Here is a 17,722-nt window from a genome sequence, read left to right as displayed (position 1 = left end):
TCTCACACGGAAACACAAGCGGATGCACGCCGTCCTTGTCCCTGTTTAACCTGCCTGGGTTTCTTCGCATCAAGATCACGACGGATCGCCGCAATCAGCTCGTCCAGTGTGAGGCGCACTTCATTTTTCGACAGCGTTGCTGCGTTTCTGCAGTATATCAAGTCGGTGGATAGTCGGTTGTTCGAGGATTGATCCGGTGCCAGATGACGCTTGCAATCAAGGTGAGTATACCGGAAGCCGCATTGATCTCGCCAATATATTACAACATCGTCAATTGCCGTTATCCACGCCGGCGGCGTCAAAATGGTGGACGCGTCGCGCTATCTGAAAAGACGTCAGGTCTCTTTTTCTACGTCATTATTGGGAATGCTCTAATTTAGTATATTCGCTGTTGGTCATCAGCCCCGCGGTCGTTGAAAAGCCCGAACTTCTGATACGATCTTGGCTTGTGGGCGCCGACTGGCATTGGCCGCTCCGGCGGCGGCGATTTCACACGCTGGCGCTCTGCGTTAAAACTCTGTGGCTGCAGCCAATGGCCGAGATGGGGAATATTGCCCAGCGGGCGGTCACTGCGCGAGGCATTTGCGGCCCATTGCCATTGCCTTGTAAGTCCCCTTCAGATCGACAACGAAGGTCCCCTTGGTTTCCGGAAACACGATCATTTCATATTGCTTCGCTACGTCGCGCTTGAAATTCGGGTCGTCTGTCAAGATGTAGCCACCAGAATATCCGCCCTTGAGTTCGCCGCTCGTGGTGATGGCCACACCACTATAAAGATGGCCAGCGATGGAGACGAAGATTTCCGACTGGGCCCCGTTCTGAAGGCCGATATCCGCCTTCGTGAACACGCCGAGATACCCGACCTCCTGATTTGCGGTAACGCCCATTTGCACCGAACTTGGCCCATCCTGGCGCACGATCAAGCAATCTCCGCGGGTTTGATTTGCATAGACCGTCCAGCCCTCCACGTCGTCCCCGTATCGGACAAGCACATCGCTGGCCTTGGGAAGGGGATTTTGTGTTTGTGCGTAGGCTGCCATCGCAGACAAAAGTGCTACTGAAGTTGCCGTGATAAGTGTCATTAAATTTCGCATGGAAGTGCCTTTCCTTTATCTGCCTTTATCTGCCTTTATCTGCCTTTATCTGCCTTTATCTGCCTTTATCTGCCTTTATCTGCCTTTATCTGCCTTTATCTGCCGTTCTCTGCTCATGAACGTCCGCGCTGGCGTCTCAGCATGGGGCTTTTCCCTTCGCGGACTGCAATTCGGCGGGTGTCTCAAAGGGCTTGTATATCGCGTGAGCCCAGAGGCAGTCGGTAAATTACGTGGGCAAGCATGTAGATTAGCGGACCACTAGTTGGACAGGCCCGTTAGCTCGTTGGCTTAGATCGTGGTCCATTTTTGGTCCTGCGCTGAGCAACCCCGGTTGAGCATGATCGCCTGTCCTCGACTATCGAAGCGTAGACCTTCTCCTAGTCATCGATCATGCCGGACGCGCTGAGTTGGCACATTGTTTGTCGCTCCTCTGCACTGATTGACGCGAAGGTTAGCGGACGTGGCGCGTGCACGCGCGTAGCATCTGGTAACCTACTCCCGGAACAGCCACACCAAGCACCATGGTGCCTTGAGACTTGCCGGTGATCAGACGAGTTCCATCGACATACTGCAAGACTTGTCTGCCGGGCCGAATAACAGTCTTTGCGAGTGCTGGCGTCAGGCGACGACAGCGTTTGATGAAAACGGTATCAAACTCGCGAAATCCGTACTGGCTCAGAGCTCTGCCGGACCGCAACAGGAAGCAGTGGTCAGTGCGGCTGCGACGCAACAGACCGTCACCGCGCAACGGAAGGAGGCGGCGGCGTGATACTTTGGATCGCCGCGCGATGTAGCATCTGGTATATTCGGTGCGGCCAAGGGCTGCTCCGCTTTGCGAGGCCCCAGCCAGCCATTGAGCAGCTTTCGTTCACTACTGACTTTTCGGCCGCTGGGCCGGGAGCGGGATACTGGCGGCTGTATCCAATATTGCTTCGATCTCCTTGGCCAGGTCGTTGACCAGCGCTAGGTATTCGGCGCGACGCTCATCACGCTTTGGTGTGTCGGAATTCTCCCAACGCAGGGCCGCTCTTTCGGCGTCAGCAAAATCGATACACAGCGAGCGGAAATCCTCATCGCGGACGGCGAGGTCCTCGATCGCGCGCTTTCGCAAGGGAAAGCGCCGTTGGGCCGCCTCGATTTTTTGATCCATATCAATGACGCCCATTCCGCCGTCGGTGCAATGGAGTATAGGCGTGCCGCAGCAGTTGCGGGCGTAGGTTACTGTAGCCGACGCCGGACCATATGGAATCGTACATAGTCTTGGACGGAATGGAATGCGGGGAGTACTCTACTTAAGCAGTTTCTAATTTACCTCCAAAGCCGATGCCCTACGGCAGGTCGGGACGGCCCTCAAGGTGGGGCAAGAGGGGTTCTGGAATGAACGTCTTTAATCCTGGGGTTGCAGCGCTAGCCCTGACTTCGGCACTCCGACTGCCACCCTCTCCGGAGGAGGTCCGCGCCGAGCTTGAGCGCATTCTCTCAAGTCCTGAGTTTTCGGTGCCGGCGCGCGCTTGTGCTTTCCTACGCTACGTCGTGGAAGAAACGCTCTCTGGGCGCGCTACGCGGCTCAAAGGTTATTCGATCGCCATCGAGGTTTTCGACCGGGACGAAAACTTCTCGCAGGACGATCCGGTGGTGCGGATCGAGGCGGGTCGGTTGCGCCGCGCGCTTGAGCGGTATTACCTGCTGTCCGGATGCACCGATCCGATCCGCATCGAAATCCCCAAGGGCGGGTACGTTCCCGTTTTCAGCTGGAACGTCTCGAACGCAGTCGAACTCACGCCCGTCGGGCCTGCAGCGGCTCCCGAGATTTCGAAAGCGGCTTCGTTTTCATGGGAACGCGTGCATTGGCTCGCCACGGCAACGCTCGCAGTCGTCGTCTGCCTCACCTTTGCATATTGGGCCTCCAGCCCGCTGGTGTCGCAGACCTCCCTGCCCTCGACGCGGGCGGCCGATCCCGAGGGACCAACGCTGGTGGTCGCGCCATTCGCCGATCTCGGCGGAGGACCGGAAGCCAAGCTATATGCGATGGGGCTTACCGAGGAATTGCTGAGCATCCTGCCGCACTTCAAAGAACTGACGGTGTATGGCCGCGAGACCTCAGAGGCTTTGCCACCGCAAGTCGCCCCCTCGCACATCCAGCAACTCGGAGCCAGTTACCTTCTGACCGGCGGGGTGCAAATCTCCGGCGCGCGAATCCGCGTCACAGCCCGTCTGATCGAAACCGAAAACGGCGCGATCCTGTGGTCTCAAACCTACGACGACGATTTTCGTTCCCGCGATATCTTCGCCATTCAATCCGATGTCGCCGCCCAGGTTGCAACAGTAGTAGCTCAGCCCTACGGCGTCATCTATCAGGCCGACATCGCGAACGGCCCGCCCGATGATCTCGATGCCTACCGTTGCACGCTTCAATTTTACGCCTATCGCACCGAGTTGAGTGTCGAACGGCATGCGGCCGTCCGCGACTGCCTTGAGAGCGCCGTCGCGCGCTTTCCATCCTACGCTACCGCCTGGGCGATGCTGTCGATTGCTTACGTCGACGAGGACCGGTTTGGCTTCAATGCACGAAAGGGCGCGCCCACATCGGCTGAACGTGCACTCGCTGCAGCGCGTCGGGCGGTCGAGCTGAACTCGGACAATATGCGCGCACTTCAGGCGTTGATGACGGCGTTGTTCTTCAATCAGCAATGGGCTGAGTCGATGGAGATCGGGGAACGGGCACTGGCACTCAATCCCAACGATACCGAGTTCCTCGGCGAATTCGGCACACGACTGGCACTTGGAGGGCAATGGCAGCGTGGGGCGGAGCTTGTGCAGCTAGCTCTTGACCGCAATCCGGGGGCCGGCGGGTACTACCACACGGTGCTCGCGCTCACAGCCTATATGCAGCATGACGACCAAAAAGCCGTGGCCGAGATCCGGCAGGCCGATCTCCAGAAACTCCCAATCTTCCATGTGGTAGCGACCGCCATCTATGCACAGGCGGGGATGATGGCGGAAGCAACCCGGGAGGGAGAAATATTTATGAAGATGAGCCCAGCGTTCATCCCCAACATCGAGGCCGAACTCATGAAGCGCAACATCCAGGCAGCGGATCGGGCGCGCATGATCGCGAGCCTTCGCAAGGCAGGCTTGCCCGTGCCGTCGGACGCGCCGTCAGGCTCCTCAGTGCCTGCCACAACATCTGATATGCCCTCGAGCGAGTAAGTGCGGGCTGAGCGTCGATCTGCGTTCTCGCGCTGGTAGGCCGCCGCGGCACAAAAGTAGCGACCATAACAGAACCTACCCGATGTTACGGGTGCTCCTCCGCTTCCTCAACTAATACTGAGGCACCTGGAAGGAGGCACTCACATGAAAAGAATACCACGAAAATCAAGGCGACTTGCCGCCGCATCTACAGCGGCGATGATCTTGGCGATTGGGTGGGGAGCGCCCGCGACAGCGGACGACGCAGAGGCCAAGAGCTTGCTCAAGGCGATGTCCGATTACATGGCGGGCATGAGTTCCATTTCCTTTGGATACGACACCAACTTCGAGGTCGTCACCAAGGACCACCAGAAGCTTCTGTTCGCGAGTTCGGGGATGGTCGACCTCAGCCGGCCCGACAGGATCCGCGCCACCCGCAGTGGCGGTTTCGCCAATGTCGAGATGATCTTCGACGGCAAGACGCTGACGCTGCTGGGCAAGAACGCCAACCTTTACACGCAGGCCGAGGTGCCTGGTACCCTGGATCATCTGGTCGATGAGTTGCGGGACAAGTTCCACCGGCCTGTTCCCGGCGCAGACCTGCTTATGTCGAACGTCTACGAGGAGCTGATGCGCGACGTGACCGACGTCAAGGACCTCGGCAGCGGCGTGATCGGCGGCACCGAATGCGATCATCTGGCGTTTCGGACCAAGGAAGTAGACTGGCAGATCTGGATCGCCCAGGGCGAGCATCCCTATCCCTGCCGATATGTCATTACCAGCAAGAAAGTCGATCAGGGGCCGCAATACAGTGTTCAGATCAGAGACTGGAAGACCGGCAGCGATGTCGCGGCCGATGACTTCGGCTTCAAGAACGGGACCAACGCCAAAAAGGTCGATGCGAAGGAACTGACCGACACCGATGAACTGCCCACACAGTTTTCACCAGAAGGGACCAAATAATCATGACAGCGAAACTGAAAAATATCCTGCTCGCTGCCACCTTCGGGCTGATCGGGCTCGGAGCCTCGGAACGGATGACAGTCACCGGTTCCCACACCCTTATGTCGACGGCCGAAGCCATCGTCGGGCGTCCGCTCACGCCGGTCAGTGTTGCCGGGGTTGCGAGGCGTACGGTGCGGCGCTGCGCGGTTGGTATGTATTACTGTTAAGTCGCGCCTGCTGCGCAACCTGAGGCACAGATTTCCAAGCTGGTCTCATAAGGGCGAGTCCGCGCACAAGGGCGGAACAGGTTTATGACGTCCGCCGGTGGCAGATCAACCCTGCATCGATCAGAGTTCGAGATGAAGGACGAGGCACCAACCCTCGCGTGCCGCAGGTCGCTTGGGCATGCTTCCCTCACAGAACATACCCGATGCTACGGGTGTGTTTCCACTTACAGACTACGATGTGGTGACGAGCTTTAACCGGAGGAACCACAATATGCGCAGTTCTGCTTTCAGGTCCATTCTTCTGAGTGCGACCATCCTCGGCCTGGCGGCACCGGCATTTGCTGATGATGACATTGGTGCGCTATCACCGGAGAAGGCAGCGAAGGTCTTTGCCGCGAAGCCGATCTATTCGCCCTATGCTGGCCGAAATTTCCCTACCCGGCCGTTCTTCGGCGACACGCACCTTCACACCGGAGCATCTTTCGATGCGGGTGCGTTCGGCGCGCGGCTGACACCGCGTGATGCCTATCGCTTTGCGCGAGGCGAGGAAATTACGGCGTCGAGCGGTCAGCCGGCCAAGCTGTCGCGACCGCTGGACTTCCTGGTCGTTACCGACCACTCAGACAACATGGGCATGTTTCCGGACCTGTTTGCCGGCAAGCCGGAAGTCATTGCCGACCCCCAAGCCAAGACCTGGTACGATATGATCAAGTCAGGACAAGGCGGCGACGCTGCGATCCAGATCATCCAGGCCTTCAGCGCGGGAACGATTCCGAAGAGCATGATGTATGGACCTGAAACCCGCCCCTACAAAAATGCATGGCAGGATACGATAAAAGCGGCGGAGGAATACAATGATCCCGGCCGTTTCACTGCTGTCATCGGCTATGAATGGACGTCCAACACGGCGGGCAACAATCTGCACCGCAACGTGATCTTCCGGGATAACGGAGACAAGGCCGACCAGATCGTGCCCTACACGACTTTGAAGCCCCTCGGCAGCGATAATCCGCGCGATCTGTGGAAATGGATGCAGGCCTATGAGGACAAGACGGGCGGTAGCGTGCTGGCCATCGCCCACAACGGCAACCTTTCCAATGGCAGTATGTTCCCGCTGATCGAGTCCTTCACCAACAAGCCGGTGGACAAGGAATATGTGGAGCAGCGCGCAAAGTGGGAGCGGCTCTATGAGGCAACCCAGACCAAGGGCGACGGCGAAACCCACCCGACGCTTTCCCCAAATGACGAATTTGCCAATTTCGAACGGTGGGACTTTGGCAACCTTGATGGCAGCGCGGCGAAGACACCCGATATGCTGGAGTTCGAATATGCGCGCTCAGCACTGCGGAATGGTCTCAAGCTCGAGGCCGAGCTTGGCACCAACCCCTACAAGTTCGGCATGGTCGGCAGTTCCGATGCTCACACCGGCCTCTCCGCGCTGGAAGAGGAAAACTTCTTCGGCAAGACCACGCCACAGGAGCCGAGCCCGGAGCGCATGTTGAGTACATTCTTCACTAATCCAAAAACGAAGATAAAGGTCATGGACTGGCAGGTCAGCGCCTCGGGTTATGCCGCGGTCTGGGCGACGGAAAATACCCGTGAAGCTCTTTGGGACGCCATGCAGCGCAAGGAAACCTATGGCACCACGGGACCGCGCATGGCTGTGCGCTTTTTCGGCGGCTGGGATTTCGAGCAGGCAGATGCAGAGACCCGCAATCCGGGCGCTATCGGCTATGCCAAAGGCGTGCCCATGGGCGGCGACTTGACGGCAGCGCCAGAGGGCAAGGTGCCGACGTTCCTCGTCGCTGCACTTAAGGATCCGATCGGCGCCAATCTCGATCGTTACCAGATCGTCAAGGGATGGCTCGATGACAAGGATCAAACTCATGAGCAGGTCTATGACGTAGCTTGGGGTGGCGACCGCAAGTTAGGCGCAGATGGCAAGCTCCCATCGGTTGGCAGCACGGTGGATGTCGAAAACGCTACGTGGAAGAACACCATAGGCGCCTCGGAACTGATTGCGGTCTGGAAGGACCCTGCATTTGATCCAAAGCAGAAGGCTTTCTACTACGGTCGCGTCATCGAGATCCCGACGCCGCGCTGGACCGCCTACGACGCCAAGCGCTTTGGCACGAAGCCACTGGAGGGGACACAGATGACTGTGACGGAGCGCGCCTACACGTCGCCGATCTGGTACACGCCTTGAATGTCACTCTGGAGTTGACCTGAAAGTTCGGTGCGGCCGCCTACCGCCGCACCACCCTGCTTGTCCTTTGCCAGCGGAGCCAATCATCTTGCTGAAACGTCTGCTGAGAGAGCCATTAGCGCACTTCATCATTTTGGCTCTGGCCATCTTCTCGGTGTATGGCCTGCTCAACCGCGGGGGAGCGCAAGCGCCGGATCGCATCATCGTCACGGCGCCAAGATCGAACAACTGACTGCAATCTTCGGCAAGACCTGGCAGCGACCTCCGACGGCCGAGGAATTCAAGGGACTGGTCGACGACTACGTCAAGGAAGAGATCTACGTCCGCGAGGCATTAGCCTTGGGGCTCGACAAGGATGACGCTGTCATTCGCCGCCGCCTAAGCCTGAAGATGGGGTTTATGAACGACTCCATCGTCGATGCACAAACGCCGACTAGTGGTGAGCTTGATGCCTATCTGAAGGCTCACCCCACCGTATTCGAGATCGAACCGATGCTGGCCTTCCAACAGGTTTTCCTCAACCCGGACCAGCACGGCGACAAGACCGGGCAGGACGCGGCCTCCATATTGAAGACATTGGCGACAAATCCCGCGACCGATCCGACGATGTTGGGTGACGTGTCGTTGCTTCCCGTGGAGCTGCCCCTGACAGGCAAATCATCGATAGGCCAGACTTTTGGGACGGATTTCGCCGAAGCGCTCGACAAGGCAACGCTAGGCCAGTGGACAGGTCCCGTCACATCAAGTTTCGGACTTCATTTGATCAAGCTGTCAGAGCGTAGACCGGGCCGCTTGCCCGCGCTCAACGAGGTGCGCGATGACGTGGTGCGCGAGTGGGCGAATGACAAGCGCAAGGAATTCGAAGAGCGCCGACTTGAGGAATTGCTGAAGCGATATGCGGTAGTGATCGAGTACCCCGCAAAAACGAGCGCCATCCGATGATTCGCTTCGCAGCGCTATTGACGGTTCTTCTGCAGCTGTTCCAATCCGCACCCGCAGCAGCACACGAGATGCGCCCCGCTTATCTCGAGATGCGGGAGACGGAACCCGATGTATTTGTGGCGGTATGGAAAGTGCCGGCCCTGGGCGACAGGCGGCTCAGCCTCTACGCGCGTTTGCCGGAAACATGCAGGGCGGAGAACGAGCCGACGAGATCCATCGATGGCGGTGCCTACATGGAGCGATGGACCGCCGCATGCGACGGCGGTCTGAAGGGCCATGAGATCACCATCGACGGCTTGCGCTCAACCCTGACCGACGCGCTGATCCATATTACCTACCGCGATGGGACGACGGAGATTGCCCGCCTCAAACCAGATATGCCGAGCACTGTCATCAAGGGCGCTCAGGCCAGCTTTGAGGTGGCGGAAACCTATTTCCGGTTGGGTGTTGATCACATCCTGTCCGGCATCGACCACCTTCTATTTGTGCTGGCTCTCATGCTGCTGATCCACAATCGATGGACGCTCGTGAAGACAATTACTGCCTTTACGATTGCCCACAGTATCACGCTTGCAGGGGCGGCTTTGGGTTACTTCAGCCTACCGCAGAAACCCGTGGAAGCCACCATTGCGCTTAGCATTGCCTTCGTGGCCAGCGAACTCACCAAGATCAAGCCAGCAGAAAGGCGGCTTTCCGAGACCTATCCCTGGATGGTGGCCTTCGCTTTCGGTCTTCTTCATGGCTTTGGCTTTGCTGGTGCGCTCAAGGAGATCGGACTTCCACAGGTGGATGTGCCGCTTGCTCTTCTCACCTTCAATCTGGGCGTCGAAGCAGGGCAAATGCTTTTTGTAGCGGCGGTACTAATCGCCTTCAGAATTGTTACCACCCTGATCACCATTCCGATTGTAGCTGCGCGGAGCACTGCCGCCTATCTGATCGGCACAATGGCTGCAGGCTGGCTCATCACACGACTTGCCGGCTTTGTGGTCTAGATCGGATGACTGAAACTGGTTCCGAACTCGGGTTAAGCGTCGCGTTGATTGGCGAGAAACGTCGCGAGCCCTCGGGGATCGGAGCGATCTTGGTCATGGCGATGTCGCGTCTCGGTCGTCCTGTGGATTTCCCGGATCAGAATGAGATGGCGGCCACTCCATGTCGGCACCGCTGAGAACCCCAGTCGAGAATTCCAAACGGAACGCAGCAGTTGGAGAACAGAATGAAACAGAAACAAGTTGAATGGGCTTCATGCGGACGTTGCTCTATGTGGCTGCCCAAACGCAGATGACTCCGCCCCGAGGTGGGAAATGGAGGTCTATGCAGGTCAGGCGAACGCTGGACCGTTGCGGGCGACCAAATCGGATGGCGTTTGGGGTCAAAACCCAATCACCTGAACTACCGAGTTCGACCCTAAACGGAAGCTCGTTCGCGCTCGGCCAGGAGCGAGAGGCCATCCGCTGAAGGCAGCCGGGCAGAGCCTCAGCCAGATCGCTGCTACCCTCACACGACAAGCGGACGCAGGACTGGCCTGCGCCCCGGCCGAAGCACTGCCCGGCCTATTTATTTGGAAACAGTAGTGTAATACCCGTGCGGAAGCCGAAACCATCTGGCCCATTGTCGGGGCTTTCCGCCCAGTAGCGCACACCGGCGAACAGGCTGATCGGCTGCTTGTCCATCACCACCAGCTTCGAGACTTGGAAGTTGATCGGGACCGACCATTGCTGCGCCTCCCAATTGTAGGTGCTCTCGGTGTTCAAGCTGAACGTCCAAGCGTCCTTCGTCGTGTAGGAGACGAAAGGCTGCAAGTAGGTGGCGTTGATGTCGCTGCGGTCGCCGTCGCCGGCAAACGACCAGATGTGGTTCGCCAACATACCCACCGTCCATCCGTCCTTTTGTTTCAACACGACGGCTGTCGGACCAGCTCCCCATTTTTCTCCACCAAGCAATTCGTCGGTCGCCGTCGGAAAGAGGAACACCGGGCCGACACCCCAGATGATCCCATTTGCGGTCGGTTTCTTGGGCGAGAAGAACAGGTTCTGGCTGATGTCGCCGAGCCCGAACTGATTGCCGGAAGGCCCGGCAATATCGTGCTGGTAGGCGACGGGCAGGATGGTGCGGGAGATGACGTTCCAATCGTCGTTGAGAGGCCTCGGGGGCACAGTCTACCCCCCTCAGCCTCGCCACGTCACTCAGCTCACCTTCTTGACAGGCGGGATGGTCCACGAACCGTCAATGATCGAAGGGTCGCTCTCGTTTGGCCAGTAGGTCCGCATCATCAGGACGAACTTGCCCTTGGGCGCAGGCAGCCAGTTGGCCTCCTTGTCTGCTCCAGGGCTCTCGTTCTGGATCAGGATGTCAATGGAACCATCGTCATTGGCTTTCAGCGGCTGGCGGGCGCTGATAGAATAACGGTTGAGCGGGTTGTCGACGAAGAAGTAATCCGCGTCGTACATAGTCACTGACCAGAAGCCTGTTACCGGAGGGGTTAGACCCTTCTTGAAGGTCAGGACGTATTTGTCCGAACCCGAATAGGCCCTGTTGATCAAGTCGCCATGCGACGTCATGGAGGTCGGATAGATCGCGTCCTGCGGACGATTGGCGCCAAGGCCAATGGCGGTCACGAGCGCGCGCTGGATATAGTTCGTGCCGTAGATGCCGGTCTTGGTTGTGAAGCCCCAGCCATTGATTTGCTTCACGTCGCCGTCACTGAACTTGAAGTGCAGCATGATGCGGTCGAAGGCGATCTGCGGGACGCGCGTGGCGAAGGCAGGATTGAACTTCGTCTTGTCGAAATCCTGCCCCGGCACGATGCCGATTTGTGCCATTTTTTCCACCATCGGTGCGTCAGCCTCCGTCGGCGGATTGGTCTTCATCAGTTCGGCGAGCAGCGTGAAATACTCGACCGCATCCATCTTGTTGACTTGATCGCGGACCGCCGTTTTCATGTCGATCGACTGGTCGACCTTGCCGGGAGGCGGCGTCCATTCCTTGCCGTGGGCGCTCAGCGGATAGAGCTTTACCTCGTCCTGCACCTTGTGAACTGCCGCATAGTCCTCGGGCGTGCCTGTGCAATAGATGCGGCCGAGCAGCCAGACGATGCTGGTCGGCGATTTGTACTGCTTGACCCCCTCCGGCAGCGTGCCTTCCCAGCCAGGGCCGGTAACGGCAAAGGTCTGCGCGCCTGTTCCGGTGGTCCGCTTTCCCGGCACGTCGAAGACCGTCGTCCAGCCGTCGAGCATGGGGAACAAGGCGTAGCGGTCCTGCAAGTCCGGCAGGCTGACGACCCAAGGCTCCTTGCCGACGTCCAAGAAGGCCGTGGTGTACAGCGTGTCGGCGTTGGGAGCTGTCACATCCCGGAACTGTGCATTAGGATATTCGCGCACCTTGATAAGATTCCCCATCGGAGCCTTGGTTCCCTTGGGTTTGGCAACATTTGTTATAACCCGGCGAGTCATCTCCATCGTGACCAGCGGATAGCCGTAAGTGTAAGCCTCGACCGCGAGGCCGAAATCATCCGATCCTTCCATCAGATCTCCAACCAGACCTTCTGCGTGGCCACTCGTGGGCCTCTGCGAAGTTGCAGCAAGCAGACCTAAGCCGCCAAGCGAGACGGCGCGACGCGATATGTTCATAGCTGGCACTCCGAGTTTTGACGTGTGTTTGACGCTACGGCACCATGCATCGAGAAACTAGGTACTGCATGTATCTTACGGGATCATACAGGCGTCGATTGTCGTGAAAGCAAACAAGGTCGCGCACCAGCACGTTAAGTGTCAAAAGCCGCGCAGGGAGAGTTCCCCGCCTGGCGCCGAAGCTCCTTGATGAGGCTGGCACAAGACCGTTGAATGCCGCTGGGGTCGCGCAGCTTACGCCTCGCGTACCAAGCGGTTGCTGAGGAAAGCCGGCTTCACGTCGACTGATCCACTGGCACGAGCTGCCCAGTCTGCACGTAGCATACAGTTAACTACCTTCCCCATAAGAGGGGAATGCTCCAGCATCGTGCCAAGGCAGAAGGTATTTGCCGGGACTGGCAGCACGACTCGCTGGCAGCCACCCTGAAATCGCTTGGAGGACGATAATGGAACGCAAGTTTCCGCGCTGGCGCGCCGGCGCCGGCATTGTGGCCGCTATTGCGCTTCTCGTCTGCTCCAGTCCCGCCTCCTTCGCGGCCGCCCAGAATAAGACAGTCGCCGCGGATAGCGGCACGGGCGCCCAATCTCCCGAACCGCTTGACGAGGATGAACTTGAAATCCTGGTAGCGCGCATCGCACTCTACCCCGATGAACTTGTCGCACTTATTTGTGAGGCGTCGCTGTACCGGCTGCAGATTGTAGAGGCGAGCCGGTTCCTGGATCAGGTGGCCAAGAAATCGGACCTGAAACCCAAAGAAAGCTGGGACGGCAGTGTAATCTCGCTGCTCAACTATCCCGAGATCATTAAAATGATGAGTGACGATCTGGATTGGACCCAGACGTTTGGCGACGCGTTAACGTATCAGCAAAAAGACGTACTGGTCGCGATTCAGCAGTTGCGCGACAAGGCGGAGGCCAAGGGCCGACGACAAGGTCACGGTTGTCGAAGAGAACAACGATGTCGTTATCCGGTCCGCGAGTACGGACACGATCTATATCCCGCGGTATGAACCGGCCATGCCGTACGCTACCGCTTATCCCCTTGCGCCGATTGCCTACTGGGCTAAAAGTCCCGACAGCGGACCCGACGGCTTCGGCTTCCGCACGGGAATTACCCTGCTGTTCCCGAAGTAGGCTCAACACTGTCCGTGACAGCCACGAGCAATGGACCGCTACGAATGAAGAACGACCGGAAGCCGATATCCATTAGCTGAGCCGCGCGAATACGTATATGTTGTCACTGCGGCGCAAGACGTTCGCATCGGACAAGAAGTAAAAGACGGATTTTAGAGGGGACTTCGATATGGGAATCATCCGAGCTCTCGTGCCGGCTTTGGCGGGGATAGCGGCAGTGCTGGTTGCGGCGCCGGCGATCGCGGCAGACCTTGCACCTCCCGAACCCACGCCTGCACCCGCGCCGGTCTGGACCTTCACGGCAGAGCCCTATTTCTGGATGGCAGGCATGAACGGCAGGGTCGGCGTCAGGGGCCTGTCGCCGGCGGATGTCAATGTCGATTTCAGCCAGATTTTCAACCACATCGATTGGTCTCCCCCGCCGGTCATGCTTGCCGGTGAGGCGCGCAATGGCCGCTACGCTCTATTCACCGACTTCATATACCTGGGACTCGAGGCCGATGGCACATCGCCCGGCCCGTTGGCTGCTCTTTCGGCCGAAGCGAAGATGAACATGGTGCTGTGGACCTTCGGCGGCTCCTATCGGGTCGTCGACAATGGCACCGCGACCTTGGACGTTCTGGCCGGCGGACGGCTCTGGTACCTGGATACGGATTTGACCGTTACCGGCCCTCTCGCCACGAGGGAGGCCAGCGGTAGCAAGACTTGGGTCGACCCTCTGATTGGTGTGGCCGGCAATGTTGCTCTCGGCAACGGATTCGGCCTCCATGGCGAGGCGGATGTCGGTGGCTTCGGTGTCGGCGCCGACATCGATTGGCAGGTGCTGGGCACGCTTCAATACCGGTATAGCGATTCGGTCACGCTGGAAGCGGGCTATCGCTACCTTGCCGTAGACTACGACAACGACGGATTTGTATTTGACGTGGCAATGCAGGGACCAATCATCGGCGCCAAATTTCGGTTCTGATCGGATCGGTGATGGCAGGTCAAATAGATCGCGATCGCGTATTTGAGGTAAGGAAGCAAGAGCATCGCGAAGTTCGCTATGGCGGTTCCGTGCTGATCGTTTTCGCTCCCGGTAGCAGGGGCGGCCTTCTCGACCCGAGAACGCAATGTTCTGGTCGGTGGGAAGGAAGCTCCTCGTCTATGCGGGGCGCAAGATCACCACAAACTCCCTCGCGATGAAGCTTCATTTTAGCTAGGTGTGAGCTTTCAGGAGGTTGCTCATTCGGCCCCGACCGAGAAAGCGGAGATTGTCGAAGCTTCAGTGATTCTCGAAGGACGAATGAACATCCACAAGAATGCCCGTCTGACGCCGCTGCGTCGAGAGGAGATGGCCGCGACGTTGTTGAATGCCGTCTTTCCAAAGCCGATGCGGCGCAGACATACGGGGTGACGGCGAAGGTGGTGGCGCGCTGGGTGGAGCGCTTCCGGATCGGGGGAAGCGCCGGCATGCTCGACCATTCCTCGCGGCCCAAGACAAGTCCGAGGCGAGCCGTAGCCGCGGTGGCAGATGCGATTGTGCGCTGCGCGGGCAGCGCCTGACCGGCAAGCACATTGCTATGCAAACCGGCGTGTCCGAAGCGACGGTGGGGCGAGTGCTGGCACACGCCGGACTGTTACGGCTGAAAGACCTGGTACCGGCCGAGCCGGCGCGTCGCTATGACCGCGAGCGTCAAGCCAATCAGCCTGTGCCCGGGAGTGGTGCTCTATTGGGCTGAGCGCTCGGGAGCGAGCCCTGACAGATTCAGTTTCCGCACCGTCGTTACACTCCTACTCGCAAAGAAATGAGTCCGAAGCCAACCAGCAGAGAATACCAGATGCTACGAGCGCCATGCATTTGCATCAAGTATCAAAGCGGGGCTGCTTTCGAGCCGTGCATTCGCTTGGGGACAACTTCGAAACGGGAGGGGAGTTTGGGAAATTGTTTTGTGAGCCTATCCAAAGTCAGGCATGTCAGCAGCGTTTTGTTGGCGTCGGCTTTGGCTGCCCTGTTCTGGGGGTGCGCGTCCCGTCCGACGAATGTGCTGTTGCCAGTGGCCGAAACGTCCCCTTCGGCTAGCAAGGTGGAGATGTTGGTGGCGACGACCCGCAGTCGTTCCTCCAATCCGGCTGAGATGTTTACGGGCGAGCGCGGATTGGCCCCCTCGTTCGCGGAGATTACAGTGTCGATTCCTCCGGCATCGGTTCGCAAGGTCGGCGAGGTCGCGTGGCCCAGGAAACTTCCATCAAACCCGGCAACCGATTTCGCGGTCGTTCAGACCGAAGATTTGACCGTCCAGACTGCGAAGGGATGGCTCCACGCGTCTGTCAGGAAAAGCCGGGACCATAGTGTTTTGGTCTTTATCCATGGTTTTAATAACCGATTCGAAGATTCGGTTTATCGTTTTGCGCAGATCTCCCACGATACAGGCACCGACAGCGTGCCCATCCTGGTCACCTGGCCTTCTCGTGGGAGCGCACTTGCCTATGGATATGACCGCGAAAGCACCAACTACACCCGCGACGGCCTCGAACTGTTGTTCCAGTTTCTCGCGCGCGATCCAGACGTAAAGGAAGTCTCGATCCTCGCTCATTCAATGGGCAACTGGCTTGCGTTGGAATCTTTGCGCCAGATGGCTATCCGCAACGGCGGCCTGCCGGCGAAATTCAAGAACGTCATGCTGGCTGCCCCTGACGTCGATGTCGACGTGTTTCGCACGCAAATTGCCGACATGGGCAAACAGCACCCCCAGTTCACCCTTTTTGTTTCGCAGGATGACCGCGCGCTGGCGATTTCAAAACGGGTCTGGGGCGATATCCCGCGGCTTGGTTCAATCAACCCGGAGCAGAGCCCATACAAAGAGGAATTCGCGAAAAACAATGTAGTGGTCATCGACCTGACCAAAGTCAAATCCGGAGACAAGTTGAACCATGGCAAGTTCGCCGAGTCACCCCAGACCGTCCAACTGATTGGGGCTCGAATTGCCGGCGGCCAGAATCTCACCGACAGTAGGGTTGGCCTGGGCGACACGATCATTCAGGCAACGACCGGAGCGGCAGCAGCGGCGGGCAGCGCGGCGGGGCTGGTGATCGCGGCACCCGTGGCAGTGATCGATCAGAACACCAGGGAGAACTACGGCCGTCAGGTCAACGCTCTCGCAGGTTCCCAGAACAGCCAGAAAGCGAAGGCTGGCAAGAATTGCGTTGTCTCCTCTCCGACTATCCAAGATTGCAGGAAATAGCCATTCGGCGAAGCCAAGTGGCAGTACTGAAGCCGATGAAGGACAGACCATACGCATCTGCAGGAACGGCGCTGCGTTCCGTCCGGCTGAAAAGGGGGGAATGAATGCGTGGCGTCGCGCGAATCTCAATTGCGATCATCCTTTCACTAGTCGTTACAATCTTGACCACCTGGGCCGGCCTTGCCATGTGGTACCGCCTGCCTTTCGCGGAGCCCGGACGGGCAGTGGCCTGCATCCTGTTCATCTTGTTCGGCTTCACCATCATCATCGCGCTCTTCAGCCGGTTCCGCTTCCGGGCGCTCGCAGTGTTTGTGGCTGCGTTTGCTGCGGTTCTGGTTTGGTGGAGCACCATCAAGCCTTTGGGCCACGCCGACTGGGCGCCAGACGTCGCCCGTCAGGTAACCGGCACCTACGACGGAAATCGGTTGACGTTAAAAGACGTGCGCGCCTTCGAATGGCGCAGCGACACCGATTTCACCGAACGCTGGACAACGCGGACGTACGATCTCTCCAGCATCCAGACCGTCGACCTCTTCATGTCTTATTGGTCTGGGACCAAAATCGCTCATGTCATCATGAGCTTCGGCTTTGCAGGAGGTGACTATCTTGCCTGGTCCATCGAGGTGCGGCGGCGTCGCGGTGGCGAGTTTTCGCCCATAGCAGACCTGTTCAAGAGCAATCCCCTGGTCATTATCGCGGCCGACGAGCGTGACGTGGTCGGCGTCAGGTCGAATGTACGGGGAGAGGACGTCCAGATCTATCGACTGAAGGCGTCGCCTGACGCAGCCCGGACGCTCCTTCTGGAATATCTCTCTGACGCAAATGCGCTATCAGCGACGCCAGAATTCTACAATTCCATCACGACGAACTGTACGACGACGATCGTCAAGATGATGCGAGCGGTCGGTGACGTGGTCCCCCTCGACTGGCGCCTAATCGTCAACGGCTATCTTCCCGATTATGCCTATGCACGGGGTGCACTCGACACCCGCATGCCATTGTCAGACTTGAGAGCACTAGCCCACATCGACGACCGTGCGCGGAAGTCAGGCCTTTCGCCAGACTTTTCAAGACTAATCCGTATTGGCGTACCGTCTCCGTCTCGAAGCGGGTACGCCCCTTGAAGTGCTAT

The 17,722-nt window shown here is 58.4% G+C and carries 12 protein-coding genes and 3 pseudogenes; 11 read left to right on the top strand and 4 right to left on the bottom strand.

Features of this window, described 5'->3' with window-relative positions:
• Positions 1-566 precede the first annotated feature (566 nt).
• On the bottom strand, positions 567-1,094 hold the full coding sequence (locus EN850_RS06675; protein ID WP_127275473.1) for a hypothetical protein: 528 nt from the start codon (positions 1,092-1,094) through the stop codon (positions 567-569).
• 871 nt (positions 1,095-1,965) lie between these two features.
• Entirely contained in the window at positions 1,966-2,259 is a 294-nt protein-coding gene (locus EN850_RS06670; RefSeq protein WP_335930832.1) for a hypothetical protein, read from the bottom strand.
• 212 nt (positions 2,260-2,471) lie between these two features.
• Between EN850_RS06670 and EN850_RS06665 the strand changes: the two genes are divergently transcribed.
• The 6 genes from EN850_RS06665 to EN850_RS06640 all read left to right on the top strand — a co-directional run bounded on the left by EN850_RS06665 (position 2,472) and on the right by EN850_RS06640 (position 9,595).
• Positions 2,472-4,304, top strand: a complete 1,833-nt coding sequence (locus EN850_RS06665; protein WP_127275475.1) for an adenylate cyclase — start codon at positions 2,472-2,474, stop codon at positions 4,302-4,304.
• Between the two features lie 144 nt (positions 4,305-4,448).
• Positions 4,449-5,246 (top strand): DUF2092 domain-containing protein, encoded by a 798-nt coding sequence (locus EN850_RS06660; protein WP_135915011.1) that lies wholly within the window; start codon positions 4,449-4,451, stop codon positions 5,244-5,246.
• A 2-nt stretch (positions 5,247-5,248) separates the two neighbouring features.
• Positions 5,249-5,455: a hypothetical protein gene (locus tag EN850_RS06655; protein WP_127275477.1), complete on the top strand. Its 207-nt coding sequence runs from the start codon at positions 5,249-5,251 to the stop codon at positions 5,453-5,455.
• A 271-nt stretch (positions 5,456-5,726) separates the two neighbouring features.
• Positions 5,727-7,661, top strand: coding sequence for a DUF3604 domain-containing protein (locus tag EN850_RS06650; protein ID WP_136090871.1), 1,935 nt, complete (start codon positions 5,727-5,729; stop codon positions 7,659-7,661).
• A gap of 60 nt (positions 7,662-7,721) precedes the next feature.
• On the top strand, positions 7,722-8,603 hold the full coding sequence (locus EN850_RS06645) for a peptidylprolyl isomerase (protein ID WP_246689155.1): 882 nt from the start codon (positions 7,722-7,724) through the stop codon (positions 8,601-8,603).
• On the top strand, positions 8,600-9,595 hold the full coding sequence (locus EN850_RS06640) for a HupE/UreJ family protein (RefSeq protein WP_136090870.1): 996 nt from the start codon (positions 8,600-8,602) through the stop codon (positions 9,593-9,595). The genes EN850_RS06645 and EN850_RS06640 overlap by 4 nt, the downstream gene beginning before the upstream one ends.
• 561 nt (positions 9,596-10,156) lie before the next feature.
• Here EN850_RS06640 and EN850_RS06635 read toward each other — a convergent pair.
• Together EN850_RS06635 and EN850_RS06630 are read right to left on the bottom strand one after the other, a co-directional pair.
• Positions 10,157-10,744 (bottom strand): annotated as a pseudogene (locus tag EN850_RS06635) (transporter); the annotation flags it as partial.
• 45 nt (positions 10,745-10,789) lie between these two features.
• On the bottom strand, positions 10,790-12,232 hold the full coding sequence (locus EN850_RS06630; protein WP_135932394.1) for a DUF1254 domain-containing protein: 1,443 nt from the start codon (positions 12,230-12,232) through the stop codon (positions 10,790-10,792).
• A gap of 446 nt (positions 12,233-12,678) precedes the next feature.
• Between EN850_RS06630 and EN850_RS06625 the strand changes: the two are divergent.
• From EN850_RS06625 to EN850_RS06605, 5 genes and pseudogenes are all read left to right on the top strand, one after another.
• Positions 12,679-13,366: pseudogene (locus tag EN850_RS06625) on the top strand (DUF3300 domain-containing protein).
• Between the two features lie 217 nt (positions 13,367-13,583).
• The gene (locus tag EN850_RS06620) at positions 13,584-14,333 is read left to right on the top strand and encodes a hypothetical protein (RefSeq protein ID WP_127278206.1); all 750 of its coding nucleotides are present in this window, start codon (positions 13,584-13,586) and stop codon (positions 14,331-14,333) included.
• A 318-nt stretch (positions 14,334-14,651) separates the two neighbouring features.
• Positions 14,652-15,039: pseudogene (locus EN850_RS06615) on the top strand (leucine zipper domain-containing protein); the annotation flags it as partial.
• 294 nt (positions 15,040-15,333) lie between these two features.
• Positions 15,334-16,590, top strand: a complete 1,257-nt coding sequence (locus EN850_RS06610) for an alpha/beta hydrolase (RefSeq protein ID WP_246689166.1) — start codon at positions 15,334-15,336, stop codon at positions 16,588-16,590.
• A 104-nt stretch (positions 16,591-16,694) separates the two neighbouring features.
• Positions 16,695-17,714: a DUF4105 domain-containing protein gene (locus EN850_RS06605; protein ID WP_136090868.1), complete on the top strand. Its 1,020-nt coding sequence runs from the start codon at positions 16,695-16,697 to the stop codon at positions 17,712-17,714.
• Positions 17,715-17,722 lie beyond the last annotated feature (8 nt).

It is taken from the genome of Mesorhizobium sp. M8A.F.Ca.ET.207.01.1.1, assembly GCF_004794715.1.
Classification (GTDB): domain Bacteria; phylum Pseudomonadota; class Alphaproteobacteria; order Rhizobiales; family Rhizobiaceae; genus Mesorhizobium.
The sequence above is the reverse complement of the archived record's forward strand: the minus strand, read 5'-3'. Positions and strand labels throughout refer to the sequence as shown.

Excerpts from the sequence above, each read along its gene's own strand:
- EN850_RS06605 (WP_136090868.1), top strand. The coding sequence starts at position 16,695 with ATGCGTGGCGTCGCGCGAATCTCAATTGCGATCATCCTTTCACTAGTC.
- EN850_RS06630 (WP_135932394.1), bottom strand. The coding sequence starts at position 12,232 with ATGAACATATCGCGTCGCGCCGTCTCGCTTGGCGGCTTAGGTCTGCTT.
- EN850_RS06655 (WP_127275477.1), top strand. The coding sequence starts at position 5,249 with ATGACAGCGAAACTGAAAAATATCCTGCTCGCTGCCACCTTCGGGCTG.
- EN850_RS06650 (WP_136090871.1), top strand. The coding sequence starts at position 5,727 with ATGCGCAGTTCTGCTTTCAGGTCCATTCTTCTGAGTGCGACCATCCTC.
- EN850_RS06675 (WP_127275473.1), bottom strand. The coding sequence starts at position 1,094 with ATGCGAAATTTAATGACACTTATCACGGCAACTTCAGTAGCACTTTTG.
- EN850_RS06670 (WP_335930832.1), bottom strand. The coding sequence starts at position 2,259 with ATGGGCGTCATTGATATGGATCAAAAAATCGAGGCGGCCCAACGGCGC.
- EN850_RS06665 (WP_127275475.1), top strand. The coding sequence starts at position 2,472 with ATGAACGTCTTTAATCCTGGGGTTGCAGCGCTAGCCCTGACTTCGGCA.
- EN850_RS06640 (WP_136090870.1), top strand. The coding sequence starts at position 8,600 with ATGATTCGCTTCGCAGCGCTATTGACGGTTCTTCTGCAGCTGTTCCAA.
- EN850_RS06660 (WP_135915011.1), top strand. The coding sequence starts at position 4,449 with ATGAAAAGAATACCACGAAAATCAAGGCGACTTGCCGCCGCATCTACA.